This is a genomic window from Marinobacter salarius, from assembly GCF_032922745.1.
In the GTDB taxonomy this organism is placed as follows: Bacteria; Pseudomonadota; Gammaproteobacteria; order Pseudomonadales; family Oleiphilaceae; genus Marinobacter.
On the sequence record NZ_CP136693.1, the window covers coordinates 744158 to 770491 of the forward strand.

Below are 26334 nucleotides of genomic sequence, written 5' to 3' on the forward strand. Positions count from 1 at the left end.
CCCGGAGCACTGAGGCCCCGGGCTTCGGGATGCCGACTGCTCAGAAGTCGAGCTGATAACCAAGGGTGACGGTGCGGCCACGGCCCTGGAAATAGTACTCGTCACTCACCCGGGCAGACTGGGAGTAGTACGTGAAGTAGTCCTTATCCAGCAGGTTCTCGATGCCCAGGGAGAACTTCCCGGCACGGGTCCGGTAGGCCACAGAGCCATCCACCAACCCGTATCCGTCGAAGTCCAGGTCATCCCCTTCGATGTCCCGGTCCAGGAACTGGGTGAACTGAAGGTGGCTCGACAGCATCTTCGTCCAGGCAGCTGACCAGCTCAGTTTCAGGGTTTCCGGCGCAATATTGATGCCGCTCAACTCAGTGTCTACTTCGCCATCACCGTCGGTGTCGGACTCACCGTCGGCATAGGTGTAGGAAAACGCCAGGTTATGCGCGTCGTTCAGGTCCGCATCGGCGGTAACTTCCACACCCTGGATCTCGGTTTTTTCCCGGTTGCCGACCCAGGTGCCGTTCACTTCCGTCAGGCGCTCACCAAAGTCGGAATCCGACTCGTAGTAACTCACCTCAAAGTGATAGCGGTCCCAGTCGAAACGGCCACCAATCTCACGGTTATCGGTGATGATCGGCTCCAGAACCAACAGATTATCAACGTCCTGCCCCGGGTCGCTGATTCCCCGCAGTACACGGCCAACATCCGGCATGCCGAAGCCCTCGGAATAGTTCGCAAATAACTGCAACTGGTCCGTCGCCTGATAGACAACACCCGCATTGAACAGGGTTTCATTGAAATCCGGATTGCCACCCTGGACGGTGACGTTATCCTGGGTGACATTGCTACGGTCGATGGTGTTGTAGGTGTCGACCTTAAGCTCCGCGTGTTCATAGCGGACACCGGTGTGAAGGGTCAAACGGTCGGTGACCGCAACATCGCCCTGCAGGAAGGCTGCGTAGTTGCGGAACTGCGATTTGGGTACGTAGGTACGCCCGGTTTCCACCAGCATCTGGCGGGTTTCATCCTGAAGAACATCCAGGCCCGTTGTCAGGGTCAGGTAGTCGTTCAGCAGGCCATCGCGGGTGAGGGTGAACTTGGCGCCCACCTTGTCTGATTCATTGCGGGTCTGGTCGAGCTGATCGTTGCCATTGGCGTCCACGTAGGGGAAGAACGGCGTGGTGGCAAACCGGGCCCGGAAGGTCTGGCTGTATAGCTGGGTATCCACCTGGTTGCCCAGCCAATCGCCGTGCGAGTAGGAAAGACGGGCGGTAGTGACCTCATTCTCTCCGGGTTCCCCATCAATGATGCCCGGGCGCGCGGTTGTAGGTACGCCGTTATCCCGGTCGCCGGGTACCGGTACGTAACCGCCTTTGCCTTCCAGTTGGAAGCGGTTGATGAAAAACTCCACGTTCTGGTCGTCATCCAACCAGTAACCCAGCTTGGCCAATACGTCATAGCTTTCGGTGTTCTGGAGTTCACCGGGATAAGCCACACCGATCAGACGATCCTCACCGTCGTAGAACACACCGCGCTCCTGGATGTTCCCGCCCAGAAGATAGTCCCAGCGGCCCTGCTGACCGCTGATCCGGTAGCCCACCTTGTAACCCAGACCATCGGAATCCACATCATCGTCACTGGTCACGCTGGCCGATACAGACTGGGAAACCTCGCCGCTCTCGGGCCTGCGGGTCACAAAGTTGATGATGCCACCCGTCGCACCCAGGCCGTGCTCGGCACTGGCACCGTGGATCACTTCAATACGCTCGACCATATCCAGATCGATGGTGTAGCTGTCCCGCGCGCTGTCTCGCAGTGGGTTGCTCTGCGGCACACCGTCCACAAGGAACAGGGGCGAACGCCCCCGGAAGGTTTCACCGGCATTGGACAGTTTCTGGCGGCCCGGAGAGTAGGAAGGAATCAGGTTGCTCAGTACCTGGCCGGGATCGTTGGAAATCGCCTGTTGTTGCTCGATCTGCTCGCGGGTAATGATGGTTGTCTTCTGCGGAGTCTCTCCCGCTGTACTTTTGTTGCGGGTGGCCGTGATAACCAGGTCCGGTAACGCTTTGGCGTTGTCGCCGGACTGGGTATTGGAGGAAGGTTGCGCCAGCGCAGTGCCGTGAACAGCCGCTATGGCCAGGGCCAGCAGCAGGGGACGTGACTCCGGAGTTTTCATAGACAAATCTCGAATGGTTAATGCATTTTGTCCGCCCCCTTCAGGATGACAGACATTACCTCATGTTAACGAGGCGCAAATGCTAACAATTCTCATTGTCTAAATCAAAACCATCACTTTTTACGACGAGAGGCGCTCGACGGCCAGCCGGGAAACGGCATTCAACTCTGCCCCGTCCGACGTTGCATAATCGCTGATCTGCTGTTTCAAACTCCGGGCCCAGAACTTCCTGATGTGGGTGGCGACCACCTCCGCCGCCTCGCCCTTATCGCCATGATGGAGGTTGTTATCACTGATCTGGTTGATCATCTTGATCAGGTTCCGCAACTGCTGGTCACTCATGCTCGCGTTCCTCGGAAGATTGGCCACTGTCGCCCCGATTGTAGATGACATGCCGCCCGGGGCGGGCGAAACCGATCAGAGTCATGCCGGCCTTTCGCGCTTCCCGGACCGCCAGTGCCGTGGCCGCAGAGACAGCCACCAGGCAACCGATACCAACACTGGCACTTTTCTGCACCATCTCGAAGCTGGCGCGACTGGAAACCAGTGCAAAGCCATCGTCAAAGGCCGACTCGCCATCCTTGTGTATTCGTGCGCCGATCAGTTTATCGAGTGCGTTATGACGGCCGACATCTTCCCGAACCAGCTCGATGCGGCCCTGGTTATCGCACCAGGCTGCACCGTGAGTGGCACCGGTCTGTTCCTGCAGGGGCTGGTAGTGCCGAAGGTTGCTCAGAGCGCGCTGAACGTCTTCATCATCCGGTATCGGGCGAAGCGGCACGCGTGGGATCGCCCGGACCGCATGGGCCAGGGATTCGGTGCCGCATAGCCCGCAGCCGGTTCGTCCGGTCATATTCCGTCGCTGTTGGCGCAAACGGGCAAAACAGTCGCCGGCGATGTGCATCTCGATAGCGATGCCCTCGTCGACGGCATGTACATTCAGGTCAAACAACTGCCCGGGGCTGTCGATAATGCCTTCGGTCAGGCTGAAACCCAGTGCAAAATCCTCCAGATCACAAGGTGATGCCATCATTACCGCATGGGATATGCCGTTATAAACCATCGCCACCGGCACCTCTTCGGCAACACTATCCTGGCCGGGCGCGCCCTCAATACCGCCATGAACCTCCACCGGCAGGTCACAGGACGCTGACGTACCCTTCTCAGGGTCCGACCCCATCACTGGCATGACTGCCAGCTCCGGGTTATTTGAGTACCGTGGCATCGGGTTGCTCCACATGGCTGGCCGACGGTTCCAGTAGACCTTGTTGGCGCTGGTCAAACCGCTCGAAGTGGCGCTGCCATTCTGACGGCTGCGAAACCTTCTCTACCTGCACGGCGGTCACCTTGTATTCCGGGCAGTTGGTGGCCCAGTCAGAGCTGTCGGTGGTGATCACATTGGCACCGCTGCCCGGGTGGTGGAAGGTGGTGTACACCACCCCCGGCAACATGCGATCACTGATTCTTGCCCGCAGGACCGTCTGGCCCACGCGGCTGGTGATGCCCAGCCAGTCGCCCTCGCGGATGCCCCGGAGTTCGGCATCGCTGGGATGAACTTCCAGTACATCCTCCTGATGCCACTGGCTGTTCTCGGTACGTCGGGTCTGGGCACCGACATTGTACTGGCTCAGGATGCGACCGGTGGTCAGCAACAGCGGGAACTTGCGATTGGTTTTTTCCTCGCTGGCAACATACTCGGTGACCGCAAACTTGCCCTTGCCGATCGGGAAATCGAGGGTGTGCATGGTGGGCGTGCCGTCAGGATGCTCGTCGTTACAGGGCCACTGGATGCTGCCCAATTCGTCCAGCTTGTCGTAACTGACACCGGTAAATGTCGGCGTCAGCCGGGCAATCTCGTCCATGATTTCGGACGGATGGCGGTACTGCATCGGATAGCCCAGCGCGTTCGACAACGCCATGGTGACTTCCCAGTCCTCCAGGCCGGCCACCGGCGCCATCACTTTACGCACCCGATTAATGCGGCGCTCGGCGTTGGTGAAGGTGCCGTTCTTTTCCAGGAACGTGGAACCCGGCAGCAGCACGTGGGCGTACTTGGCGGTTTCGTTCAGGAAGATATCCTGCACGATCAGGCAATCCAGCGAGCTGAGCGCGGCTTCCACATGCTGGGTATTGGGATCGGACTGGGCAATGTCCTCGCCCTGCACATACATGGCCTTGAAGCTGCCGGCGATGGCGGCATCAAACATGTTGGGAATTCGCAGGCCCGGCTCGTCGTCGATAGCCACATTCCAGGCCTCCTGGAACCTGGCTCGAACGGCCGGGTCGCCCACATGCTGATAACCCGGCAGTTCGTGGGGGAAGGAGCCCATGTCGCAGGAACCCTGAACGTTGTTCTGGCCTCGTAGCGGATTCACGCCAACCCCTTCACGGCCGATGTTACCGGTGGCCATGGCCAGGTTGGCAATGCCCATCACCATGGTCGAGCCCTGGCTGTGCTCGGTGACCCCGAGGCCGTAATAGATGGCGCCATTACCCGCTTCGCCATAGGCCCGAGCGGCCTGGCGTACCAGGTCAGCAGACACCCCCGTGACCGCCTCAAGGGCTTCCGGAGAGTGTCGCTCCTCGGCAATGAATTCCCGCCATTGTTTGTATTGCTTGGGCTCACACCGGCTTTCGATGAACGCTTTGTCTTCCAGGCCCTCGGTCACAATCACATGGGCCAGGGAATTGATCATCGCCACGTTGGTGCCCGGGCGTAGCGGCAGGTGAATGCCTTCGGTGCCGTGGGGTGTTTTTAGCAGGTCGATGCGGCGCGGGTCGATCACAATCAGCTTCGCGCCCTGACGCAGACGCTTGCGCATCAGGGAGGCGAACACCGGGTGGGCGTCGGTGGGGTTGGCACCGATTACGATCATGGTGTCAGCCTTCATCACCGAGTCAAAGGTCTGAGTACCGGCGGACTCGCCCATGGTGGTCTTCAGACCGAAGCCGGTGGGTGAATGACAGACCCGCGCACAGGTATCGGTGTTGTTGTTGCCGAACGCGGCGCGGATCAGCTTCTGCACCAGATAGGTTTCCTCGTTGGTGCAGCGTGAGGAGGTGATACCACCGATGCTTTCCCGGCCATATCTGGCCTGGGTGTCCTTGAGCTTTCTGGCGGAGAACTCGATGGCCTCCTCCCAGGACACCACTTTCCAGGGGTCGTTGATGGAGTCCCGGATCATCGGCTCCTTGATGCGGTCCTTGTGGGTGGCATAGCCAAAGGCAAAGCGGCCTTTCACGCAGGAGTGACCGTGGTTGGCATCGCCGCCCTTGTAGGGAACCATGCGCACCAACTGGTCGCCTTTCATCTCCGCCTTGAACGAGCAGCCCACGCCGCAGTAGGCGCATGTGGTGACCACGCTGTGCTCAGGCTGGCCGGCGTCGATCACGCTCTTTTCCATCAATGTGGAGGTGGGGCAGGCCTGCACACAGGCACCGCAGGACACGCACTCGGAATCCATGAACGGATCGTTCTGGCCCGCGGATACCTTGGAGTCGAAGCCGCGGCCGTCAATGGTCAGGGCAAAGGTGCCCTGCACTTCCTCGCAGGCGCGCACGCAACGAGAGCAGACGATACATTTGCTGGGGTCGAAGCTGAAGTACGGATTGGAGTCGTCCACCTCAGCGTCGAGGTGGTTCTCGCCCTCGAAGCCATAGCGGACTTCCCGCAGGCCCACAGCACCGGCCACGTCCTGCAACTCGCAATCGCCGTTGGCCGGGCAGGTCAGGCAGTCCAGCGGGTGGTCGGAAATGTACAGCTCCATGATGTTGCGCCGCAGCTTCGCCAGCTTGCCGTTCTGGGTGGTGACGGCCATGCCCTCGGAAACCGGCGTGGTACAGGAGGCCGGATAGCCGCGGCGGCCCTCAATCTCCACCGCGCACAGGCGACAGGAACCGAAGGCTTCGAGGTTGTCCGATGCGCACAGCTTGGGAATGTTGATACCCGCCAGGGTGGCTGCCCGCAGCACCGAAGTGCCTTCGGGCACAGCGATATCGGTGCCGTCAATGGACAGGCTAACCAGGGTTTCGGAGGTGCTGGGCGGCGTACCATAGTCGATATCGGGGTTCAGGCCGCCTGTACCTCGATTACCTGAACCTCGGTTAAAATTGCCCGGATCAAAATATTGCAACATGGGTCTTGCCTCCACTCGCGTCGGTCAGGCCGTCAGGTCGTCCGGAAAATGTGTCATCACGCTCTGTACCGGGAACGGGGTCATGCCCCCCATTGCACAAAGGGAACCGTCGACCATGGTCTCGCACAGCTCCTCCAGCAGCACCAGATTGGCCTCACGGTTCTCACCGGCGCGTATCCGGTCAATCACTTTCATACCACGCACCGATCCGATCCGGCAGGGCGTGCATTTGCCGCAGGACTCCACGGTGCAGAACTCCATGGCGAACCGGGCCTGTTCTCCCATGTCCACGGTGTCGTCAAACACCACCACGCCGCCATGGCCGATACCCGCGCCAAGCTGGCCAAAGGCCTCGTAATCCATGGGCGTGTTCCACTGACTTTCCGGCATATACGCCATCAGCGGGCCGCCCACCTGGACCGCTTTCATGGGGCGACCCGAGAAGGTGCCGCCACCGAAATCTTCGAGGATCTCCCGCAAACTGACGCCAAAAGCCAACTCGATCAGGCCGCCCTGGCGGATGTTGCCCGCCAGCTGGATCGGCAGGGTGCCCCGTGACTTCCCCATACCGTAGTCCGCATAAGCCTGACCACCTTGAGCCAGAATGAACGGTGCGGCGGCAAACGACAGTACGTTATTGACCACGGTGGGTTGGCCGAACAGCCCCTTGATCGCGGGCAGGGGCGGCTTTGCCCGAACCAGGCCGCGTTTGCCTTCCAGGCTTTCCAACAGCGAGGTTTCCTCGCCGCAAATGTAGGCGCCCGCCGCCAGCCGCACCTCCAGATCGAAGGCACGACCGCTGCCCCGGACATCCTGGCCCAGATAGCCTTCGGCTTCAGCACGGCGGATCGCTTCATTCAGAATGCGGTGCGCCACCGGGTATTCCGAGCGCAGATAGATGAATCCCTGGGTCGCCCCCACCGCCAGCCCGGCAATAGTCATGCCTTCGATCAGCATGTAGGGGTCGCATTCCATGGCGAGCCGGTCGGCAAAGGTGCCGGAATCGCCCTCATCGGCGTTGCAGACGATGTACTTCTGCTGCTGCCAGGGCTCGTCGTGTACGGTCTGCCACTTGATACCGGTGGGAAAGGCTGCGCCACCCCGACCACGCAAACCGGAAGCTTTGACCTCGTCGACAATACCCTGAGGCTCCCGGCTGATCGCCGTTTCCAGGCCGTCAAAGCCGCCATGGGCCCGGTAATCGGCAATCGACAGTGGATCGGTGATGCCAATACGGGAAAAGGTCAGGCGTTGCTGGCGCTTGAGATAGGGAATATCGGCCACCGGGCCAAGAAACAGAGGATGGTCGGATGCACCATCGAACAACCCGGCCTCCACCAGCCCCTGAACGTCATCCGGTTCCACCGGGCCATAGCCGATCCGGCCGCTGGCCGTCTCGACTTCCACCATTGGTTCAAGCCAGAACAAGCCCCGGGAACCGTTACGAACCAGTTCAATAGCCACACCCTGAACTCCGGCATGGTGTTCTATTCGACTCGCCACGTCATCCGCCCCCATGGACAGAGCGGTAGTATCGCAGGGCACGTAAATTTTGGTTGCCATCATCAATGCTCCCGTGATTACCGGATGTCCAGCGTGGACGTGGTGAATTTGTCCGCCAGGCGATCAAACTTCTTCGGCGTCATCCGACCGTGGATATCGTCATTCACGCGGATGGAGGGGGCACAGGCGCAATTGCCCAGGCAGTAGACGGGCTCGAGGGTAAACTCATTGTCGGCTGAGGTGCCGTGATACTCCACGCCCAGGCAGGCCTTGATGTGCGCTTCAAGCATACGTCCACCCATGGCCTGACAGGCCTCGGCGCGACACACGTGAATCACCTTGCTGCCCACCGGATGGGTGCGGAAATGGTGATAGAAACTGATCACACCATGGACTTCGGCACGGGTCTGCTGCATCGCCTCGGCGATGATGGCCACGGCGCCCTCGGGAATGTAACCGATCCGGTTCTGGACGGCATGCAGGATGGGGAGCAGGGCGCCAGGCTTGTGCTTCAGGGCGCCTACTTCGTCCCGGACCATGTCAGGTGTCCAGTCGCTGGCGTAGGCCATGGCGTCGAGTGGTTGCTGATTCACCTCTGACATATGCATACTTGTTCCTATTATTTTTTGTTCTGTTACAGTACCCGAACAGTGATAGCCATACGCTACCACTCCATCCTCGCCGACGGAATATGAATAGGAATGCATAAGAAAAGGCTGTCTATTTCCCCTGCCTGGGTCTTCCGAACCGATAACGGTGAGCTGTTCGAGCCGGTATTATTCCGCCTGCTCGAATCGATCCGCGACAGCGGCAAGCTGACCGCAGCGGCAGAGGCGGCCGGCGTGTCTTACCGCCACGCCTGGAACCTGCTCAATCGCAGCTCCGATGTTTTCGGAATGCCACTGGTGATCATGCGCAAGGGTCACGGCACCGAGCTGTCCGCCCTGGGAGAGAAGCTGCTGTGGGCAGACCAGCGGGTCAAAGCCCGGCTCGGGCCTCAGATCGACAGCATGGCGTCCGAATTTAACGACCAGATCCAGCAACTGCTGGCCGGTGAGCACCCGGTCCTTCGTCTTCACGCCAGCCATGGGTATGCCGTGGCCCTGCTCCCGGAGTTCTCTGACCGCGTTGAAGTCAACCTCCAATACCGCAATCCCGAAGAGGCACTGACCGCCCTCAATCGCGGCGAATGCGACCTGGCAAGCTTTCACTTTCCCACCTGCCCGGAACGGGCCAGGGAAATCATGGCCTATTACCAGCACCAGTTGGCCGGCAAACGATTCCGGCTGATTCGTTTTGTCACCCGGCGCGAAGGCCTGATGATGCGCAAAGACGCCCCGGTGAAGATCCATAACCTGTCGGAACTGGCCGCTTCCGGGCTCCGATTTATCGGCCGTGACCGCCATTCCGGCACCCGCATTCTGTTCAGCCTTCTGCTCCGGCAGGCGGGACTTACCGAAGAAAGCATCAACCGCTCGCCTCAGCACGAGTTCACTCACACAGCCGTCGCTGCCTTTGTCGCGTCGGGAATGGCGGATGTAGGCTTCGGCGTGGAAGCAGCGGCCAGCCAGTTCAACCTTGATTTCGTGGAAATGACCAGCGAGCACTACCTGCTGCTCTGCCATGAAGAGCGGCTGGGGCAGGACAACCTGTCGCACCTGATTGAGCTGATGCGCTCGCAGGCCTTTATCGATCGAATCGAACACCTTCCCGGCTATGAGCCGGACAGCCCCGGAACCATCACGACCTTTGAACAGTTGCTCTCCGGGGCCGACTGACAGGGGTGGGCTCAGTCCTGACGTAGATCCGGGTTCAGCGTGTAGGTCCCAGTCACCCGGGCGCTGGCCAGAACGTGACCCGCCATCGCTTCACGAACTGCGGCACCATCAAACTCACCATCCAGCCCCAGCGTTTCAACATCCAGAGCATGCACCTCGTAATGGTAATGATGGAGGATTTCATCGTTCCACGGTGGACAAGGACCGTCATGACCGGCATAGGTTCCCGCCATGTCGGGATTGCCAGCCAGGAACTGGGTGTAGTTGTTCACACCCCGGATCCCGATCGGCCCCGGGCCGGGCTCCTTGCCCTTGGGGATCACCCCGTCGCTGTCCTCGCCCTCAGGAATACGTGACACGGAGGCCGGCACGTCCACCAGCAGCCAGTGGAAGAAATCCACCCGCGGAATGTCCTTCGACACAGTCTTGCCTTCCTGATTGACGTCGTCCGCCACGCTGGGCACGTCCGGGTCAAACATCATCACCACGAAACTCTTGGTGCCCTCAGGCGCATCCTCCCAGACCAGTTCCGGGTTGCGGTTGGGCCCAAAGCTCATATGGTCCTGTTCACTGTAGACGCCGAATGCGAATTTTTCCGGCACCGGTTGGCCTTCTTCAATACCTCGAACCTTGATTTTCACAGTCCTGCTCTCCTGTACCCTTGATGGTTTTGCTTACCTGATAGCACGGTTTTAACAGTGGCGTTGTGGGTCTGTCCAGATCCATACCGTACCCAAGTCCAATTCTTGGCTGGCTTCTGGCGTGTTACGGTTGTCCAAGATTCGCTATGAAACCAGAGGAAAACCATGAGCCACGACAAGCCAACCAGGCCCCAGAATCCCGACAACCAGCAGGACGAAGACGCCATTGCTTTCGCCCAGGGGTTGTTCGAACTGGCCCGGAATGGCGGTGCCGGCCCCCTCAGCGTGATGCTCAACGCCGGCGTTCCCGTGGACATCCGCACCAACACCGGAGACAGCCTGCTGATGCTCGCCTGCAGCAACGACCACAAAGACACCGCGCGATTGCTGCTGGAACAGGGTGCCGACCCCAACCTGGCCAACGACCAGCTACAAACACCACTGGCCAGCGCGGTGTATCAGGGCAATACCGACATTGTAGACCTGCTGCTGGCCTCCGGTGCCGACGTCGATCATCGTCCGGCAGGCGCCAAAACACCGCTGATGGTAGCCGCCATGTTCAATCGGGTGGGTATGATTGAGCGTTTACTTGAAGCGGGGGCGGACAAGTTGCTTAAAGATGAGGATGGGCAATCGGCAGAGGATCTGGCCCGGACCATGGAAGCGAACGAGGCTATCGGGGCGTTGTCGTCGTAGCGGCAGAATCACGAACAAAACGCCTCAGCGTGACTTCCACCGTCACCGTCAAGGTTTCAAGTGTCTCGGCACGAGCCCGCCCCTCCGCCGGCGCCCGGTAAAAATGCGGCGTCATCGCCAGCAGGTCGGCAATAGCGTCCTGGCTTTTCAGGGTCAGTGAATAGCGAAGTGTCTCCGTGCCCAGACTCGAAAATCCGTCCGGCGCGTCGATGGCCGACGGTTTTTCCGGTTTGAGCGACGGATAGATAATCTCCCGCAGTTCCCGCAGATGGTCAGTACCAGCGTCGGCCTGGATCAATATGCCGCCGGGTTTGAGCACACGGGCAAACTCACTGTAGACGGGAAAGCCGAACAGGCAGAGTACGCAATCCAGGGTGCCGCTCAACACCGGCAGGTTGGCGTTACTGCCGACCAGCCAACGGGGGCGCTTATCCTGCTTCGCCGCAGCCAGGGTCGCCCACTTGGAGATATCCACCCCCACCAGCGCGAGGGCCATGTCCATGTTCGATGCTGCCAGTTGTCGGAGGTAATAGCCTTCACCACACCCAGCGTCCAGGCAGGCCAGTGGTTTGGTATTGGCGGTGCTGGTCGTCACCGCTTGGCCGACGGCCTCTGCAATGGGCTGATAGAAACCCGCATTCAGAAAGCGCCGGCGCGCCGCCACCATGTCCTTGCTATCACCCGGATCGAGCGAGCGCTTGTTCTGGACCGGCAGCAGGTGCAGATAGCCCTGGCGGGCAACATCAAAACTGTGGCCGGCCGGGCAACGCCAGCAGGTATCGGCCTGGCTCAGGGGCTCACCGTCCAGCGGGCAGGCCAGGGCGTTGAAGGCATCCATAGTCATGAGTCCGCAGCCTCCGACCCTGATGCGTGGCTTGAGAAGCGGCGGATAAATGCCCAGAATAACGGCGCAGCGATCAGACAAGGGACGCCACCGTGAAGGGCGAGATTATCCATTACACCCGGGACGCACTCGGTGGCATTCTCGTGGTCGACTATCGCAAACATCGGGTGATGACCTTTGATTCGGTGTTTGAGCAAAGCAAGATAGATCGCCGCAAGCCCCATCTTCCCGTTCATGAGTACAGCCGCGCCATGCTGTTGCCTGTTGCCTTTGCGCAGCCCGCACACGCCACGGTTCTTGGCCTCGGCGGCGGCGTGATGGCCAGTGCGCTGTTGCACCTCCTGCCTGACTGCCAGGTACACGCGGTGGAACTGCGGCCCCGGGTGCTGGAGGTGGCCCGCGAATACTTCAACCTGCCGCATTCCGCCAACCTGACGATGACCATCGGCGATGCCAGGGACGCTCTCGGCAAAGCGCCGGACGGTAGCAGCGACCTCATCCTGGCCGACATGTACAACTCCGACCGCATGAGCCCGGCCCAGGCTCAGCGGCAGTTTATCAGACAATGCAGCCGGGTACTCGGCGATAGCGGCTGGCTTGCCATCAACTACCACCGCACACCGGACATCAATGGCCCGTTGTTCCACCAGCTTCGCGCAGGGTTTGCAGTCCTCCTGCTGTTCAAGAGTAAAACCAACAACACGGTGATCTTCGCCAGCAAACGTCCCTTTGACGCCCTGCATACCAAAGACCCCACCCTGGTGGATCTGGAGAACCGGCTGCCCATCGACTGGCGGCGTTTGATGGGGCGGGTGATTCGCCTGAACTGAGCGACATCCGCGTTTCTCCTCATCCCGGACTTCTCCTCACAAAGTAGCACCTGCCCGGCCCGGAGGTCGCATTGTGCCCGCATGGCAAATCTCTAGCATGGATCTGACCAACAACAATAAATCGATGGAGAGACACCATGCCCCTGCGGCTGTTGCTGCTGTTGGTCCTAGCCTGTTTCCCTCTGGCGACGTATGGCACTCTGGATGATGAAAAGCACGCGTTAATCCAGGAACTGTTCCCCAAGGCCACGGACATTCGTGATCGGTTGCCGGACTACCCGGTGTATCCGGTGTATCAGCTTCAGGAGCTGATAGGCTACGCCTACGAATCCCGCGATATTAGCCCGCTCCAGGGCTTTGCCGGGAAGCCTGTCAATATGCTGATCGGGCTCGACAGTCGCGGCCGCTTTACCAGCCTTCGTATTCTCAACCATCACGAACCGGTTTTTCTCCATGGGCTGGGCGAGGAGCCTCTGTTCGAGTTCATTGATCAGTACGAGGGCCGCTCACTCACCGAACAGATCATTATCGATACGTCGGGCTCTCGTAGCGGCAAAAACCCGGATGGCAACGTGGTGCATTTCGATGGAGTGAGCAAAGCCACCGTGTCGGTACTGATTATTAACGACACCGTTCTCTCGTCAGCTCTCAAGGTGGCGCGGAAAAAACTGGAGGGGTTTACCCAGGCACCTGCTACCCGGGCGAAAACCGATCTCTATCAGCCACTGTCCTGGGCACAACTGGTTGATCGGGGGTACATCGGCCATTGGCGGATCAATCCAGCGGCGATTGAAGAAAAACTGGGCTCTCCCCTGGTGGATTATCCCGATGCACCGCAACCAGGCCCCGGCGAGCCATTCACCGAGCTGTTTTTCGGCTACATCAACGCGCCGATGGTCGGCCGCAATCTGCTGGGTGATGACGGCTTCGAGCGGCTGATAGAAAGAACGGGACCGGACGCCCAGATACTGGCCGTCATGTCCCGCGGCCTCTACCCGCACCTGCCCGATGACTTTACGCCCGGGAGCTCTCCCGAACGCCTGGGGCTGCAGCAAAACAACCTGTCGCTGGACACTCGTGACATCAACGTATTCGACCAGAACATCCACCTCAGCGCCAACGGCATGCCAGATATGGCCAAGGCAACCCTGTTCCGGGTCGGCGGCAACGCAGGGTTCAATCCTGGAGCCAAATCCACCTTGAAGCTGAGCGTTACACTTCGAAAAAACCACCTTGTAGCTGACCGTACGGAGCTCGACATTCCAGTGGTTTTTGCCGAAGACCTGTTCGAAACCGTCGAGGTTGCTCCAAGGCCAGAAGACAGTCGTCAGCCTGTATGGATCGGGCTTTGGCAGGAACGCTGGCTAACGATTTCCATATTGGTCCTGAGCCTGACGGTTCTGACGGTGTTTTTTGCCCGCCAACGCACCCTGAGCCGATATCCGAAACTGGTGCACCGCTTCCGCTGGGGCTTCCTGTTCTTTACCCTGTTTTTCATTGGCTTCTATGCTCAGGGCCAGTTGTCCGTGGTGAATATTTATACCCTGTTCCTGGCAATCTGGGATGGCTTCTCCCTGAACGTGTTCCTGCTGGACCCGGTGTTGTTTATTCTGTGGACCTACACCTTCATCAGTCTGTTTGTCTGGGGCCGCGGGCTGTTCTGTGGCTGGCTATGTCCCTTTGGTGCACTGCAGGAGATGGCTGCCTGGCTGGGTGATAAATTGAAGTTCCGCGAGGTGAAGGTGCCTGAGACATGGCATCGTCGGCTGATTCTACTGAAATACCCGATACTTCTGGTGCTGGTGGGAACGGCGTTCTATTCACTGGAGCTGGCAGAGAAGCTGGTGGAAGTGGAACCGTTCAAAACCGGCATCACACTGTTCTTCGTCCGCTATTGGCCGTTTGTGGTCTATGCCGTTGGCCTGCTGGTGGTGGGGATGTTCATCCACAAATTCTACTGTCGCTACCTATGTCCGCTGGGGGCCGGGCTGGCGGTTCTGGGCAAGCTGCGCCTGTTCAGTTGGCTCGACCGAGTGGAGCTTTGCGGCAAGCCCTGCCAACACTGCAAAAACAGTTGCGGTATCAATGCGATCCAAAAAGATGGCCGGATTGACTACAACGAATGCATCCAGTGCCTGGAGTGCGTGGTGATTCTTAAAGACGAGAGCCAATGCGTGGACAAGGTACTGGACAGAAAACGCCAGCGGCAGGCACAGATACTGGCTACAGATGCGGGCTGAACCGCACCCGTAGCGTCAGGGAATCGTTCAGTTACTTCTTCTTTTCCCAGGCAAACTTCTGGAACGGCTCATCAACCGGCGTTTCCGCGATGTGGTTGATGTAGTTGCTCATGACTTTCTGGGACAGAACCAGGATCACTTCCAGTACCTGACGGTGCTTATAGCCAGCACCATAAAACGCGTCCAGGTCTTCCTTGCCGACGTTGCCTTTCTTCTGCATGACCGCCAGCGTGAACGTCCTCAAGGCCTCAAGCTTTTCGCTGGGCAAAGGCGTTTCATCCCGCAGCGCGTTGATGATGTCGTCAGACACTTCCATCATTTTGGCGATCCCGGTGTGTGCCGGCACACAGTAATGACAGGCATTTTCTACGTTGATGGTCTGCCAGACTACCGTGGTTTCTTCGTTGTCGAAACTGCTGTCCAGTACCAACTGGTGCAAGGTCTGGTACGCCTCCAGAGTGCCGGGTGCCTCAGCCATAATTCCGTGCAGGCCGGGAATCATGCCAAAACCTTTGATCGAATTTTCCAGAAGTGGTTTCGATTTTTCAGGCGCCGATTCGACATCGTGAATGGTGAAATCCGTCATAACACTCTCCTCTCGGTTAATATTGATCGTTCATTCAACTTCAATATCACCGTAACTGTTTTTGAGCGCTCACTCAAGTTATCATTACCAAGAATTAAATCACCAGTCGTTGGCAGGTACCCATGGCCAGAAACGCTCGTTATGACCGACAAATTGCGCTGGACAAAGCAATGAACCTGTTTTGGGAGCGGGGCTATGCCGGTGCTTCCATGAAGCAGATTGAGCAGGCCCTGGACATGCGCCCGGGCAGCATCTATGCAACCTTTGGAAGCAAGGATGGCCTGTTCGGCGAAGCGCTGGCTGCCTATGCTCAAAGAAGCGGAGTGGAACTACGCGAGCACCTGGCTGGAAATTCGTCGGTGCTGGACGGGCTGCAGGAGCACCTGCGGTGCATCGCACGACAGGCTAGCCCTGGTGGCGAATCGCCGTCCCGTGCCTGCATGGTCGTCAAAACCCTGCTGGAAGCCAGTAACACCAATACCGCCATTGCAAACCAGGCGAACTCGATCCTGAACGCCATCGAGCAGACCCTGACTGAACTTCTGGAGCAGGCGAAAACCCAGGGCGAACTGGCACAGGGAACCCACTGCGCCCGACTGGCAAGATTGCTCCAGGCACAGATCATTGGCCTCCGGTCTTTTGCGCAACGGGAGATCCGGCCGGAACAGGTCGCTGAGCTCGCCGAAGACATGGCAGCCATGCTTGACCACTATCGTGCCCGACACTAGCACACCGCCGGCGCTGGGCTTACCCGGCGCATAGGTACTAACGGCGAATTGTCCCTGCCACAACAGTGCGTTAGCATTACCTGCCTGTGTCGTTTTCTTCCTCAGTGAGGACAGCCAAGGGTTCTTAACGAGAGTTCTTGGCTATCTTCACTTCAGGAACCCCTTGTCATGGATAATCTGCATCACATCGTCGTCGTAGGCGGCGGCGCGGGCGGCCTTGAGCTCGTCACTCGCCTTGGTAACAAACTTGGAAAGAAGCACAAAGCCCGCATTACCCTCATAGACGCTGGCCTGACTCATGTCTGGAAACCCCTGCTACACGAAGTAGCCTCTGGCTCTCTGGATGCCAGCGCTAACGAGATCAACTACCGGGCCCACGCTCGCAAGCACCATTACGAATTTCAGCTCGGACGCATGAACGGACTGGATCGCGGCTCCCGGGAAGTCATCATTGCCCCGTTTCAAGACGATGATGGCAACGAGGTCGTGCCGGAGCGCCGTATTGGCTACGACACCCTGGTGATTGCCGTGGGCAGCACCGCCAATGATTTTGGAACCCCGGGTGCCCAGGAGCACTGCCTGTTTCTGGACAGCCTGAACCAGGCCCGACGCTTCCATAACCTGATGCTCAACGCCTTTTTACGCAAAAACCACGATGCCCGGTCCGGTAATGGCCATGAACTGCCCATCACGATCATTGGCGCAGGTGCCACCGGCGTTGAACTGGCTGCGGAGCTGCGTCTGGCCTCGCGGGAACTGCCGATCTACGGCATGAATCACCTGCGACCGGAAGATGTATCCATCACTGTCGTCGAAGCGGCTGACCGCATCCTTCCGGCACTTCCTGCACGGCTTTCCGAAGCGGCAACGCGGGAACTGGAACACCAGAGCGTCAAGGTCATGACTGGCCAGCCGGTCAACGAAGTGCGTGACGGCATTGTGGTGCTGAAAGACGGTACGGAAATCGGTTCTCAGATGACCATCTGGGCAGCTGGTATCAAGGCTCCAGCCTTCCTCTCCTCACTCGAGGGCGTGGAAACCAACGGCGGCAACCAGATCAAGGTAAAGCAGACCCTCGAGGCCACGACGGCCCCTGACGTTTTCGCCTTCGGCGACTGCGCTGAATGCCCTCAGCCCAAGTCTGACCGGCCGGTACCGCCACGAGCGCAGTCTGCGCATCAACAGGCGGATGTGTTATTCAAAACCCTGTGTAACCGCCTGGAGGGCGGTGATGCGATCCCCTTTGTCTATAAGGACCACGGTTCGCTGATAAACTTCAGTCGCTATACCACGGTGGGAAACCTGATGGGTAACCTTTCCGGACGTAGCATGTACATAGAGGGCAAAGTGGCCCGCCTGTTTTACCTGTCGCTCTACCGTATGCACCAGGTCGCGCTGCACGGCGTCATAAGAACCGGAATCATCTGGTTGATGGACCGGATAAGCCGGGCCATGCACCCACGCCTGAAACTACACTGATCGGCTCGTGACCCTGCTATCATCGAGACATAAACCCAATCCGGAGCAGGAATGGATCCGCTAGTTACTCTGATCGGTGCTCTTATGCTGGTCATCAGCATCATGCTCAGCCCGCTGTCCAGCAGGCTGGGCATGCCGGTACTGCTAATTTTTCTCGTGGTCGGCATGATCATGGGGGAAGACGGTCCTGGTGGCATCCTGTTCGACGACTTCGAGCTGGCGTTCCTGATTGCCAACCTGGCGCTCGGGGTGATCCTGCTGGATGGCGGCATGCGCACCCGGGCGGAAACGTTTCGTGTCGGTCTCCGCCCGGCATTGGTACTCGCCTCCATTGGTGTCTTCCTGACCGCCTCCGGGGCCGGCCTGGTGGCCTGGTGGGTGTTCGACATGCACTGGCTGACCGCGCTGCTCATCGGCGCCATTATCTCCTCCACCGACGCAGCAGCGGTGTTTTCGTTGCTTCAGGGGCGTGGCCTTCATTTGAACGAACGGGTCAGTGCAACCCTGGAAATCGAGTCCGGCAGTAACGACCCGATGGCGATTTTCCTGACCCTGATGCTGGTCACCATGATTGACGCAGGCGGAACATCTGAAGGCTGGATGGCGCTGCTGATGCTGGTGAAGCAGTTCGGCATTGGCGGTGCGGTGGGCGTCGCCGGCGGCTTCATCGTGGTGGAACTGGCCAACCGGGTTCGGCTGACCCCATCGCTGTACCCTTTGCTGGTGGTGGCAGCTGGCATCATGGTGTTCTCCGGCACCAACGCGCTAGGGGGCAGCGGCTTCCTGGCGATCTATCTGGCCGGCGTGGTTGTTGGTAATCGTCCGGTGCGGATGATGCCAATGATTCTCCAGGTTCACGATGGCCTGGCCTGGCTGGCCCAGCTATGCCTGTTCCTGATGCTGGGGTTGCTGGTAACGCCTTCGGAACTATTGCCCCTCGCAGGAGGCGGCCTGGTTCTGGCTCTGGCTCTGATCTTCCTGATCCGGCCGCTGACGGTGTTGGCGACGCTCTGGCCTTTCGGTTTTAATCGACGCGAACTGGGCTTTATCAGTTGGGTTGGTTTGCGAGGCGCCGTGCCCATTGTGCTGGCATTATTCCCGATCATCGCCGGGCTGCCGGAGGCCCAGCTTATCTTCCATGTCGCCTTCTTCATCGTACTGGTGTCGCTGGTGGTTCAGGGTACCACCATGGCCCCGCTGGCCAGGAAACTGCGACTGGAAGTCCCCACCGGTGAAGATCCCTACCGCCGCCTGCCTCTGGATGTCCCGGCCGCCGGAGATCATGAACTGATGCTGTTTCCGCTGCGGGGCGGCGCCTGGGAGTCACCCAGACCCCTGGGTCAGCTCCGGTTGCCGGACAACACCGCCATTGCTGGCGTGTTCCGTGAACGAACGTGTTATCAGCCGAGCCCGGATATGGAAGTAGCCAGCGGCGATGTATTGGCGATGTTTGCAACGCCGGCGATGCTTTCAGAGCTGGGCAAAGCCCTCAGTGGTCGCCATGCCCCCAAATACCTCGCCGAGCGTGCCTTCTTTGGCGATTTCGTGCTCAATGGCGATGCCCTGCTGGGGGATGTAGAGCAGGTCTACGGCATCGAGTTTGATCAGTTGCCCCCAGAGCTTTCCCTGGCCGAATGTTTTGCGCGTCGCACCAAAGGGCATCCCGTGGTGGGCGATAAGGTGGTGCTGGGCCCTGTTACCCTGGTTGCGAGGGCAACCGAGGCCGACCGGGTGACGAAAGTTGGCCTGAAAATGGACAACCAATAAAAATCTTTAACAAAAACACTCAAAACCCTGGTTCGATTCACAAAAATCCTGTGCTATAAAGTGTACAAAGATTAATCATTGACTCGTTATGTTACCGATAATGCCTACTTCACTCTCCAGCACCGGCCGGTCCTCAGTTGCAGCTGCCTGCTTTCTGGCCTTTGTTTTCTCGTTGTTGCTGGCCCCCCTATCCCCGCTATCGGCATCGGAGCTGCCGATGGGCGCCATGGATGAAACGCCGGAAGTCAGCGAGGTTCTGGTTCGTAAGGAAGAGCGCAGGCTTTACCTGTTGTCGGGCGATCAGGTGGTGCGCAGCTACCGTATCGGGCTGGGCGACAACCCCTCCGGCCACAAGCTCTATCAGGGCGATAAGCGTACGCCCGAAGGTAAATACGTGCTGGATTGGCGTAACTCCAACAGCGATTTCTACAAATCCATCCATATCTCCTATCCCAATGCTGAAGACAGAGAGCAGGCTTCGGCCTGGGGGCTCGATCCCGGCGGCAGCATCATGATTCATGGTTTGCCGAACGAGGCTGGTGATATGGCATTCGCTTTCCTGGGACTGGACTGGACCGATGGCTGCATCGCCGTCAGTAACGAGGAAATGGACGAAATCTGGCAATTGGTGGCCGATGGCACACCAATAAGGATCGTACCCTGACACTGATCCAGTCCCCGCTTCATACGTATAGACTTTCTGCAATATTAAGTTGTTGTCATAACCTAGGAACTTTTACGTATCCTTAGTTAACATTTCTGTCCAGACTGATTTACACTGTTTGACGATGTCGTTGGCCAATCGCTAACGGCCCCGTTTTGACAGAATGTCTGCAACAACGACTTCTGGAACGCAGGAAATAAAACGACCAATAAGGGGATATACAATGCGTAAACTGACGATCGCAGGGTTTGCACTGGCCACCGCACTGACCGCAGGTTGTGCGACAACTGACCAGGGCGCTCTCGACGAAGCGAATGCAACCGCTTCTTCCGCCGAGCAAACCGCCGATAATGCACTGAACACCGCTAACAGCGCTTCCAGCGCTGCACGCTCCGCTCAGCGCACCGCTGACGAAGCACTGGCTGCTGCCAAAGCTGCCCAGAAGGCTGCTAACGAAGCCAACGAGCGCGCCAAGCGTATGCTCGAACGTGCCAGCCAGAAGTAAGGCTGTTACGTAGAGAAAAGGCCGGGATTCGTCCCGGCCTTTTTTGTGGGCGCCTGATACAACCCATCAGGATTCGTCGGTATCGCTCTTCGGCTTCTGTGGTGAGGGCGTGTTGCTCATAAAGGCAGACATCATTTCCATCGGCAACGGGAACACAATGGTGGAACTGTTGTTGGTGCTCATATCCGCCAGGGTTTGCATATAACGCAGTTGCATCGCTCCTGAGTTGGCGGACATAACTTCGGCCGCTTCAACCAGCTTCTTCGAGGCCTGCAATTCACCCTCCGCGTGAATTACCTTGGCACGCCGCTCCCGTTCTGCCTCCGCCTGGCGGGCAATGGCACGAATCATCGACTCGTTCAGGTCCACGTGCTTGATCTCAACGTTTGCGACCTTGATGCCCCATTCCTCGGTCTGGGCGTCGATAATACTCTGAATATCCGAATTCAGCTTGTCCCGTTCGGACAGCATTTCGTCCAGATCATGCTTACCCAGTACCGAACGCAACGTCGTCTGAGCCAGTTGACTGGTGGCAGAGCCGAAATCTTCGACGCGTATAATCGCCCGCTCAGGGTCGACCACCCGGAAATACAGCACGGCATTGACCCGCACGGTCACGTTGTCTTTCGAGATAACGTCCTGGCTCGGCACATCCAACGCAATGACACGCAAATCCACGCGGGTTATTTGTTGGATACCGGGGATCACGATGATCAGGCCCGGCCCTTTGACACCCTGAAAGCGCCCCAGGAAGAAAACCACGCCACGCTCGTATTCCGGCAGTATCTTGATGGCCGACCCAAGAATCAGCAGGAGCACCACCGTGGGTGCGATATAGGGAATCAGGTCTGTGATGTTCATAAGGCCTCCTTCGTTGGCTTGATCGCCGGGTAACCTGTCAACACTCTCCAGTCCGGCTTCAGGGTTCCGCCTTGTCGGCTTCGACGTACACCGTCAAACCTTCCAAAGCAGTCACCCTTAGCTTGTCACCGCTGCCTACTGGGGATTTACAGGCGGCATTCCAGCGTTCACCGCTCATGCGCACGTGCCCCCTGAAATACCCGTCGTCTTCCTGAAAGTCATCAAGTGCGGTCACTCTCTCGTGGACAATCTGTTCGCTTCCGCTGACCGGATGCTTCCGGCGCAAGCCGATGAACTTGATGACGGTCCAGAGGATAAAGCCGGCCGCGACCAGTGCCGTGCCACCGATGGTGGGCAGTGAAATCTCCTGATGGCTGCCGTCCATCAGTATGATGGAACCGGCCACAAACGCGACAATCCCCCCTATGCCCAGTATGCCGAAGCTGGGCATAAAGGCCTCGCCGACAATGAAGGCAAGCCCCAACAGAATCAGCGCCAGGCCCGCGTAATTGACGGATAGCACCTGGAAGGCAAACAGCGCGAGAATCAGGCAGATAGCGCCAATGACCCCCGGAAATATAGCCCCGGGGTTGGATAATTCGAAGATGATGCCGTAGAAGCCGATGATCATCAGGAAGTAAGCGACATTCGGATTGGTGATCACCGATAGCAGTCGGGTTCGCCAGTCCGGGTCTGCTCGCGTCAATTCAATGTTCGCGGTGGCCAGCGTTTTCTCGCCATTGGCCATTTTCACGGTGCGCCCGTCGATCTGCTGCATCAGGCTGTCCATGTTGTCAGCCACCACATCGACCACGTTCTGCGCCAGTGCTTCTTCGGCGCCCAGGTTGACGGCTTCGCGCACTGCCTGCTCCGCCCAGTCGGCGTTGCGGCCATGTCGCTCCGCCAGGCCACGGATGTAGCTGACAGCATCTTCCAGAACCTTGCGCTCCATGGCCGTGCCACCTCGACGTTTATCGGAGGCATCATCCTGCGCCGATTCCTCGTCTCCGGCACTTTCCTTTTCATCGGGATTGGCATCCTCGGTGTCTTCTGCAGGCTTCTGTTCCTCGGAGCCGGGCAGCCCCCCCATCTGGACCGGCGTGGCCGAACCCAGGTGGGTGGCCCCCGCCATGGCCGCCACGTGACTGCCATAGAGAATGTAGGTTCCGGCGCTGGCGGCACGCGCTCCCGCCGGCGACACCCAGGTCACCACGGGTACCTCTGAAGAAAGGATTTCCTTGATGATACCGCGCATGGATTCCATCAGACCGCCGGGGGTGTCCATCCGGATAACAAGCAACTCGGCACCTTCGGACTCGGCGCGGCGAATGCCACGCACCAGGTAATCCATGGTGGCGGGGCCGATAGCCCCGTCGACGGTCAACACAAGACCTGTGGGTGATTCGTCCTGCTGGGCGATAACCGTATGGGACAGAGAGGCCAATGCAAGCACCAGGCCCAGCAGGAACATAGCCAGCCACCAGTGCAGGCGGCCGGAGGGATTGGATTGGTTGGGTCGGTTAGCGATCATCACTCCTCCCCGGATCCGTTCAGCGGATCAGAGCCTTCGGTATCAGAACCAGAGGCGTTGCTTCTCACCTTTATTGCCATCTGGGGTACTTCGCATCGGCCCGGCAGACTCATCCGCGACGCGGGTCAGACGTTCACCCACCATCCGCGGCAGGCCGTCCGCCTGGTCCACAGCCAGCTCGATGGCCATGCGCTTCACTTCCACACCGGGCATTTTCTGGCGGAAATCTTCCACCTTTTTCTGCACTTGCTTCCACAATTTTTCACGGTCCTGCTGACTGTAATCTTCTTCAGGGCGATGTACCTCCAGCCAGACCTCATTACCTTTCAGGCCGATCTTCACGGGCTCATGGATAACCTGCACCGGCGTGCCCTTACTGACTTCGTAGACAAACCGCGATATATCCTCGTTGTACATGCGGAAACAGCCGTGACTGACCTGCATGCCCACTCCGAACAACTTGTTGGTACCGTGAATCAGGTACCCTTTCTCACTGAGCATCAGTGCGTGGGACCCCAGAGGATTACCCGGCCCCGGTGGAATCATCCTGGGCAGGTACTCTCCCGCAGCTTCGTATTCGGCGCGGATGCTTGCAGGCGGATACCAGGCCGGCGACTCCAGTGGCATTGTTACTTCGGCGTTGGTCAGTGGCGATGGGTTGTCATCGGTGCCTACCCCCACCGGATAGACCTGTACCTTTCCCTCAGTAAAGTAGTACAAACGGTATTCCGCCAGATTGATGATTATGCCCTCGCGCTTCACATCCGGAAGCACGTAGTGCCGGGGCACGGTTATCCGGGTGCCATCACCGGGCAGCCAGGGATCAACACCGGGGTTGGCCTTAACGAGTTCCAGATAACCAAGACTGTTCTGATTGCCAATGGCCGCAAAGGTGTCTTCATAGCGGGTGGTCATCACCGACAGCTCCCCGGCCAGATCCCCGTCAATGGAAAACCGGGGAACACGGGGCTTCTCGGGGGTGTCGCTTTTTCCTTCGGCTGTAGTCAGTTCCTGACCCCCGGCCTGCGCTTCCGTTTCGGCACCAACCACGTTGGCCGACACCAGGGCCAGCAAAACCAGCAGAAAACCTGTCAACTGCGTTCGATACATAGCGTCTCAATCCGATATCCGGTCTGCGGCGACAACAACGCGCTTCAAACCGACGTCAGGGCTGTCCAAACGGTGGCAACAGCCAGAATCACAAATAGAAGACTGGCTCCAACTCTGGCCGTCGCCAGTGGTAACCGCTCCATCAACCATTTACCAGCCATGATAACCGGTATATTAGCTAGCAGCATACCAACGGTGGTGCCCATAATCACCCAGAAGGTGTCCGTATATCGCGCGGCCAGCACCACGGTCGCGATCTGGGTCTTGTCGCCGATCTCCGCCAGGAAGAACATCACCGTCGTGGCCATGAAGGCGCCCATGCCCAGGAACGCCGAATCACCATTGTCATCCTTGTCCGGAATCAACAACCAGAGTGCAATGGCCACGAAGCTGGTAGCCAGGATCCAGGGCAACCAGGCTTGCGGAATCCACTCTGCGATCCAGGCACCCAACAGCGCTGACAAGGCATGGTTCAGCAGGGTGGCGACAAGTATGCCAAGAATGATGGGCGCACGCTTGGCGTAACGGGCAACCAGGAAGAGAGAGAGTAGTTGGGTCTTGTCGCCGATCTCCGCAATGGCGACCGCAAACGTTGAAGCGAGAAAAGCGTCCATGAAAAACTCCGGGGCGGACATTCAGACATGAGACAGCCCACCTTCCGCCCTGGGAGGTGAAACTGCCTCAGGTCTTGCCAATTTCACCAATGTACCGGTGAAACATGATAGCCACGGAGATTGAGCCCCAAGTATGTTGACTACCATCCGCCCCTGGAAACGGGTTCCGTTGCGGAGGCTACTCCCCTGAAGAGTGCCGAAATGTTAATCAATACCTGGGCGGATGGCAACTATACGCGCATTTTCCACACTGGAATGGCCGCCATCGCCACGAATACAGCCACCAGCCACCAGGCTGAATGAAACGCCCCAATAGTGGGGATGCCGCCACTGTGGTCACCAAATTCAATGGTCAGGGCCACGATATTGACGCCAAAGGCCCCACCCAGCTGGCGGGTAAAGTTAATGGTGCTCGAACCGGCACCGAGTTGCTCCGGCGCCAGTGGATTCAGGGCACCCGTTGAGAGGGCTGGCAGCATGAAGCCGATACCGATTCGCCCCAACACGGTCCATAGCGCCAGCCAGCCGAAGGCGAGCTCAATGTCCGATACCGCAAACAACATGGCCGACATGGCGAACAGGACAATGCCGAATATCACCAGCTTACGGGCACTCAGGCGGTCCGCCAGTCTCCCGGCCAATGGAAAGGTCATGCCCAGCACAATGCCTGCTGGCAACATCAGCAAACCGGCTTCGGTGGCGGTGAATTCCAGGGCCGTCTGCACAAACAGGGGTACCAGGTAGGTGGAGCCAAACAAGGCGAGCCCCAACGCCATGGCGCCCACGTTGGCGTAAACGAAGGCCGGATTGCGTAGAAGCTCTATGTTCACCAATGGGTGTCGGGCGCGCCGCTCACGAATCACAAACAGCACCAGGGCGATGACCGCAACAGCGCCCTCGATGGCAATTCGTGCTTCCTGTCCCGCCAGTTCCTGAAGCCGGTTGAGGGTGTCCAGCGACAGACCGATGGCAGCGCCCAGGAGCACCAAGCCAGGAAAGTCAAAACGGTAGGGAGCCGGGCGGGAGACCGGCAGCGGCAGAAAGCGCCATGCCATAAACACCCCGGTCAGGGTGACGGGCACGGGGGCGAACATCACATAGCGCCAGTCCAACTGATCCACCAGGAAGCCCCCGAGAACCGGGCCCAGGGCTGGAGCGAGAATCACACCCATGCCGTAGATACCCATGGCCTGCCCACGACGGTTGCGGGGGAAAATCCGGAACACCAGATACATACCCATGGGCTGCATGAGCCCCGCCATGGCACCCTGGCCAATGCGGGCGGCAATCAACTGTTCCGGGGAGGTGGCAAAACCACCAAGGAGGGAGATCACCGTGAACAGGAACATGGCCGTCGCCAGGGTCTTGCGCACGCCAAAGTGATCCAGAAGCCACGACGAGGCCAGCATGGTGGTGGTCATGGCCGCGATGAACCCGGTGGCCAGCCAGTGCACCTGGCCCTGCCGAATACCGAATTCCAGCATGATGTCGTGCAGGGCAACATTGACCACGGTTGCGCTGAGCACCGTTGCCATGGTGCCCAGCATGACCGTGGCAACCGCCAGCCAACGCCAGCGTTCGCCGTAACGGGCCCTTAACCCCTCAACCGTGTTATCACTCAGACCAAGACCCCTTCAGGCCGAGATATCGA

The 26334-nt window shown here is 58.8% G+C and carries 23 protein-coding genes; 9 read left to right on the forward strand and 14 right to left on the reverse strand.

Annotated elements, in window-relative coordinates:
- Positions 1-40: 40 nt before the first annotated feature.
- The 6 genes from R1T46_RS03460 to R1T46_RS03485 all read right to left on the reverse strand — a co-directional run bounded on the left by R1T46_RS03460 (position 41) and on the right by R1T46_RS03485 (position 8417).
- Positions 41-2170 (reverse strand): TonB-dependent receptor, encoded by a 2130-nt coding sequence (locus R1T46_RS03460; RefSeq protein WP_317307352.1) that lies wholly within the window; start codon positions 2168-2170, stop codon positions 41-43.
- Positions 2171-2290: 120 nt separating this feature from the next.
- Positions 2291-2512: a formate dehydrogenase subunit delta gene (locus R1T46_RS03465; protein ID WP_317307353.1), complete on the reverse strand. Its 222-nt coding sequence runs from the start codon at positions 2510-2512 to the stop codon at positions 2291-2293.
- Complete coding sequence (gene fdhD, locus R1T46_RS03470) at positions 2505-3395, reverse strand: formate dehydrogenase accessory sulfurtransferase FdhD (protein WP_317307354.1); 891 nt, start codon at positions 3393-3395, stop codon at positions 2505-2507. The genes R1T46_RS03465 and fdhD overlap by 8 nt, the downstream gene beginning before the upstream one ends.
- The gene (gene fdhF, locus R1T46_RS03475) at positions 3376-6306 is read right to left on the reverse strand and encodes a formate dehydrogenase subunit alpha (RefSeq protein ID WP_317307355.1); all 2931 of its coding nucleotides are present in this window, start codon (positions 6304-6306) and stop codon (positions 3376-3378) included. The genes fdhD and fdhF overlap by 20 nt, the downstream gene beginning before the upstream one ends.
- A 24-nt stretch (positions 6307-6330) precedes the next feature.
- A complete protein-coding gene (locus R1T46_RS03480; RefSeq protein ID WP_317307356.1) occupies positions 6331-7869 on the reverse strand; it encodes a formate dehydrogenase beta subunit in 1539 nt (512 codons plus the stop codon).
- Positions 7870-7886: 17 nt separating this feature from the next.
- On the reverse strand, positions 7887-8417 hold the full coding sequence (locus tag R1T46_RS03485) for a formate dehydrogenase subunit gamma (protein WP_317307357.1): 531 nt from the start codon (positions 8415-8417) through the stop codon (positions 7887-7889).
- A 93-nt stretch (positions 8418-8510) separates the two neighbouring features.
- Here R1T46_RS03485 and R1T46_RS03490 point away from each other — a divergent pair, with 93 nt between their 5' ends.
- On the forward strand, positions 8511-9587 hold the full coding sequence (locus R1T46_RS03490) for a substrate-binding domain-containing protein (protein WP_317307358.1): 1077 nt from the start codon (positions 8511-8513) through the stop codon (positions 9585-9587).
- Between the two features lie 11 nt (positions 9588-9598).
- On the opposite strand, the gene R1T46_RS03495 is transcribed toward R1T46_RS03490, so the two are convergent.
- The gene (locus R1T46_RS03495; RefSeq protein WP_317307359.1) at positions 9599-10228 is read right to left on the reverse strand and encodes a YbhB/YbcL family Raf kinase inhibitor-like protein; all 630 of its coding nucleotides are present in this window, start codon (positions 10226-10228) and stop codon (positions 9599-9601) included.
- 165 nt (positions 10229-10393) lie between these two features.
- Between R1T46_RS03495 and R1T46_RS03500 the strand changes: the two genes are divergently transcribed.
- Positions 10394-10924: an ankyrin repeat domain-containing protein gene (locus R1T46_RS03500; RefSeq protein ID WP_317307360.1), complete on the forward strand. Its 531-nt coding sequence runs from the start codon at positions 10394-10396 to the stop codon at positions 10922-10924.
- On the opposite strand, the gene R1T46_RS03505 is transcribed toward R1T46_RS03500, so the two are convergent.
- Positions 10902-11768, reverse strand: coding sequence for a putative RNA methyltransferase (locus R1T46_RS03505; protein ID WP_317307361.1), 867 nt, complete (start codon positions 11766-11768; stop codon positions 10902-10904). The two genes, R1T46_RS03500 and R1T46_RS03505, sit on opposite strands and share 23 nt — an antisense overlap.
- Positions 11769-11860: 92 nt before the next feature.
- On the opposite strand from R1T46_RS03505, the gene R1T46_RS03510 reads away from it, so the two are divergent.
- Together R1T46_RS03510 and R1T46_RS03515 are read left to right on the forward strand one after the other, a co-directional pair.
- A complete protein-coding gene (locus R1T46_RS03510; protein ID WP_036207631.1) occupies positions 11861-12598 on the forward strand; it encodes a methyltransferase domain-containing protein in 738 nt (245 codons plus the stop codon).
- Positions 12599-12735: 137 nt separating this feature from the next.
- Positions 12736-14838, forward strand: a complete 2103-nt coding sequence (locus tag R1T46_RS03515; protein WP_317307362.1) for a 4Fe-4S binding protein — start codon at positions 12736-12738, stop codon at positions 14836-14838.
- 31 nt (positions 14839-14869) lie between these two features.
- On the opposite strand, the gene R1T46_RS03520 is transcribed toward R1T46_RS03515, so the two are convergent.
- A complete protein-coding gene (locus R1T46_RS03520) occupies positions 14870-15424 on the reverse strand; it encodes a carboxymuconolactone decarboxylase family protein (protein WP_317307363.1) in 555 nt (184 codons plus the stop codon).
- Between the two features lie 122 nt (positions 15425-15546).
- Here R1T46_RS03520 and R1T46_RS03525 point away from each other — a divergent pair, with 122 nt between their 5' ends.
- The 5 genes from R1T46_RS03525 to R1T46_RS03545 all read left to right on the forward strand — a co-directional run bounded on the left by R1T46_RS03525 (position 15547) and on the right by R1T46_RS03545 (position 20567).
- Positions 15547-16152: a TetR/AcrR family transcriptional regulator gene (locus R1T46_RS03525; RefSeq protein ID WP_317307364.1), complete on the forward strand. Its 606-nt coding sequence runs from the start codon at positions 15547-15549 to the stop codon at positions 16150-16152.
- A 168-nt stretch (positions 16153-16320) separates the two neighbouring features.
- Positions 16321-17631, forward strand: coding sequence for an NAD(P)/FAD-dependent oxidoreductase (locus R1T46_RS03530; RefSeq protein ID WP_317307365.1), 1311 nt, complete (start codon positions 16321-16323; stop codon positions 17629-17631).
- Between the two features lie 51 nt (positions 17632-17682).
- The gene (locus R1T46_RS03535; RefSeq protein ID WP_317307366.1) at positions 17683-19398 is read left to right on the forward strand and encodes a potassium/proton antiporter; all 1716 of its coding nucleotides are present in this window, start codon (positions 17683-17685) and stop codon (positions 19396-19398) included.
- Positions 19399-19615: 217 nt separating this feature from the next.
- The gene (locus R1T46_RS03540; RefSeq protein WP_317307367.1) at positions 19616-20062 is read left to right on the forward strand and encodes a murein L,D-transpeptidase family protein; all 447 of its coding nucleotides are present in this window, start codon (positions 19616-19618) and stop codon (positions 20060-20062) included.
- 223 nt (positions 20063-20285) lie between these two features.
- Positions 20286-20567 (forward strand): Lpp/OprI family alanine-zipper lipoprotein, encoded by a 282-nt coding sequence (locus R1T46_RS03545; protein ID WP_036207649.1) that lies wholly within the window; start codon positions 20286-20288, stop codon positions 20565-20567.
- A 66-nt stretch (positions 20568-20633) separates the two neighbouring features.
- Here R1T46_RS03545 and R1T46_RS03550 read toward each other — a convergent pair whose 3' ends face one another.
- The 5 genes from R1T46_RS03550 to R1T46_RS03570 form a co-directional block, all read right to left on the reverse strand.
- Positions 20634-21428, reverse strand: coding sequence for a slipin family protein (locus tag R1T46_RS03550; RefSeq protein WP_036207651.1), 795 nt, complete (start codon positions 21426-21428; stop codon positions 20634-20636).
- A gap of 58 nt (positions 21429-21486) precedes the next feature.
- Positions 21487-22959: a nodulation protein NfeD gene (locus R1T46_RS03555; protein WP_317307368.1), complete on the reverse strand. Its 1473-nt coding sequence runs from the start codon at positions 22957-22959 to the stop codon at positions 21487-21489.
- Positions 22960-23001: 42 nt separating this feature from the next.
- Positions 23002-24069 (reverse strand): L,D-transpeptidase family protein, encoded by a 1068-nt coding sequence (locus tag R1T46_RS03560; RefSeq protein ID WP_317307369.1) that lies wholly within the window; start codon positions 24067-24069, stop codon positions 23002-23004.
- A 44-nt stretch (positions 24070-24113) separates the two neighbouring features.
- Positions 24114-24683: a TMEM165/GDT1 family protein gene (locus tag R1T46_RS03565; RefSeq protein ID WP_127402058.1), complete on the reverse strand. Its 570-nt coding sequence runs from the start codon at positions 24681-24683 to the stop codon at positions 24114-24116.
- Between the two features lie 230 nt (positions 24684-24913).
- Complete coding sequence (locus R1T46_RS03570) at positions 24914-26305, reverse strand: DHA2 family efflux MFS transporter permease subunit (protein ID WP_036207660.1); 1392 nt, start codon at positions 26303-26305, stop codon at positions 24914-24916.
- Positions 26306-26334: the final 29 nt, after the last annotated feature.

What these genes read in the sequence shown, in the direction of transcription:
- R1T46_RS03560 (WP_317307369.1), bottom strand. Translation starts at nt 24,069, where the DNA reads ATGTATCGAACGCAGTTGACAGGTTTTCTGCTGGTTTTGCTGGCCCTG.
- fdhF (WP_317307355.1), bottom strand. Translation starts at nt 6,306, where the DNA reads ATGTTGCAATATTTTGATCCGGGCAATTTTAACCGAGGTTCAGGTAAT.
- R1T46_RS03530 (WP_317307365.1), top strand. Translation starts at nt 16,321, where the DNA reads ATGGATAATCTGCATCACATCGTCGTCGTAGGCGGCGGCGCGGGCGGC.
- R1T46_RS03535 (WP_317307366.1), top strand. Translation starts at nt 17,683, where the DNA reads ATGGATCCGCTAGTTACTCTGATCGGTGCTCTTATGCTGGTCATCAGC.
- R1T46_RS03460 (WP_317307352.1), bottom strand. Translation starts at nt 2,170, where the DNA reads ATGAAAACTCCGGAGTCACGTCCCCTGCTGCTGGCCCTGGCCATAGCG.
- R1T46_RS03490 (WP_317307358.1), top strand. Translation starts at nt 8,511, where the DNA reads ATGCATAAGAAAAGGCTGTCTATTTCCCCTGCCTGGGTCTTCCGAACC.
- R1T46_RS03520 (WP_317307363.1), bottom strand. Translation starts at nt 15,424, where the DNA reads ATGACGGATTTCACCATTCACGATGTCGAATCGGCGCCTGAAAAATCG.
- R1T46_RS03525 (WP_317307364.1), top strand. Translation starts at nt 15,547, where the DNA reads ATGGCCAGAAACGCTCGTTATGACCGACAAATTGCGCTGGACAAAGCA.
- R1T46_RS03485 (WP_317307357.1), bottom strand. Translation starts at nt 8,417, where the DNA reads ATGCATATGTCAGAGGTGAATCAGCAACCACTCGACGCCATGGCCTAC.
- R1T46_RS03505 (WP_317307361.1), bottom strand. Translation starts at nt 11,768, where the DNA reads ATGACTATGGATGCCTTCAACGCCCTGGCCTGCCCGCTGGACGGTGAG.
- R1T46_RS03515 (WP_317307362.1), top strand. Translation starts at nt 12,736, where the DNA reads ATGCCCCTGCGGCTGTTGCTGCTGTTGGTCCTAGCCTGTTTCCCTCTG.
- R1T46_RS03465 (WP_317307353.1), bottom strand. Translation starts at nt 2,512, where the DNA reads ATGAGTGACCAGCAGTTGCGGAACCTGATCAAGATGATCAACCAGATC.
- R1T46_RS03480 (WP_317307356.1), bottom strand. Translation starts at nt 7,869, where the DNA reads ATGGCAACCAAAATTTACGTGCCCTGCGATACTACCGCTCTGTCCATG.
- R1T46_RS03540 (WP_317307367.1), top strand. Translation starts at nt 19,616, where the DNA reads ATGGGCGCCATGGATGAAACGCCGGAAGTCAGCGAGGTTCTGGTTCGT.
- R1T46_RS03500 (WP_317307360.1), top strand. Translation starts at nt 10,394, where the DNA reads ATGAGCCACGACAAGCCAACCAGGCCCCAGAATCCCGACAACCAGCAG.
- fdhD (WP_317307354.1), bottom strand. Translation starts at nt 3,395, where the DNA reads ATGCCACGGTACTCAAATAACCCGGAGCTGGCAGTCATGCCAGTGATG.
- R1T46_RS03545 (WP_036207649.1), top strand. Translation starts at nt 20,286, where the DNA reads ATGCGTAAACTGACGATCGCAGGGTTTGCACTGGCCACCGCACTGACC.
- R1T46_RS03555 (WP_317307368.1), bottom strand. Translation starts at nt 22,959, where the DNA reads ATGATCGCTAACCGACCCAACCAATCCAATCCCTCCGGCCGCCTGCAC.
- R1T46_RS03565 (WP_127402058.1), bottom strand. Translation starts at nt 24,683, where the DNA reads ATGGACGCTTTTCTCGCTTCAACGTTTGCGGTCGCCATTGCGGAGATC.
- R1T46_RS03550 (WP_036207651.1), bottom strand. Translation starts at nt 21,428, where the DNA reads ATGAACATCACAGACCTGATTCCCTATATCGCACCCACGGTGGTGCTC.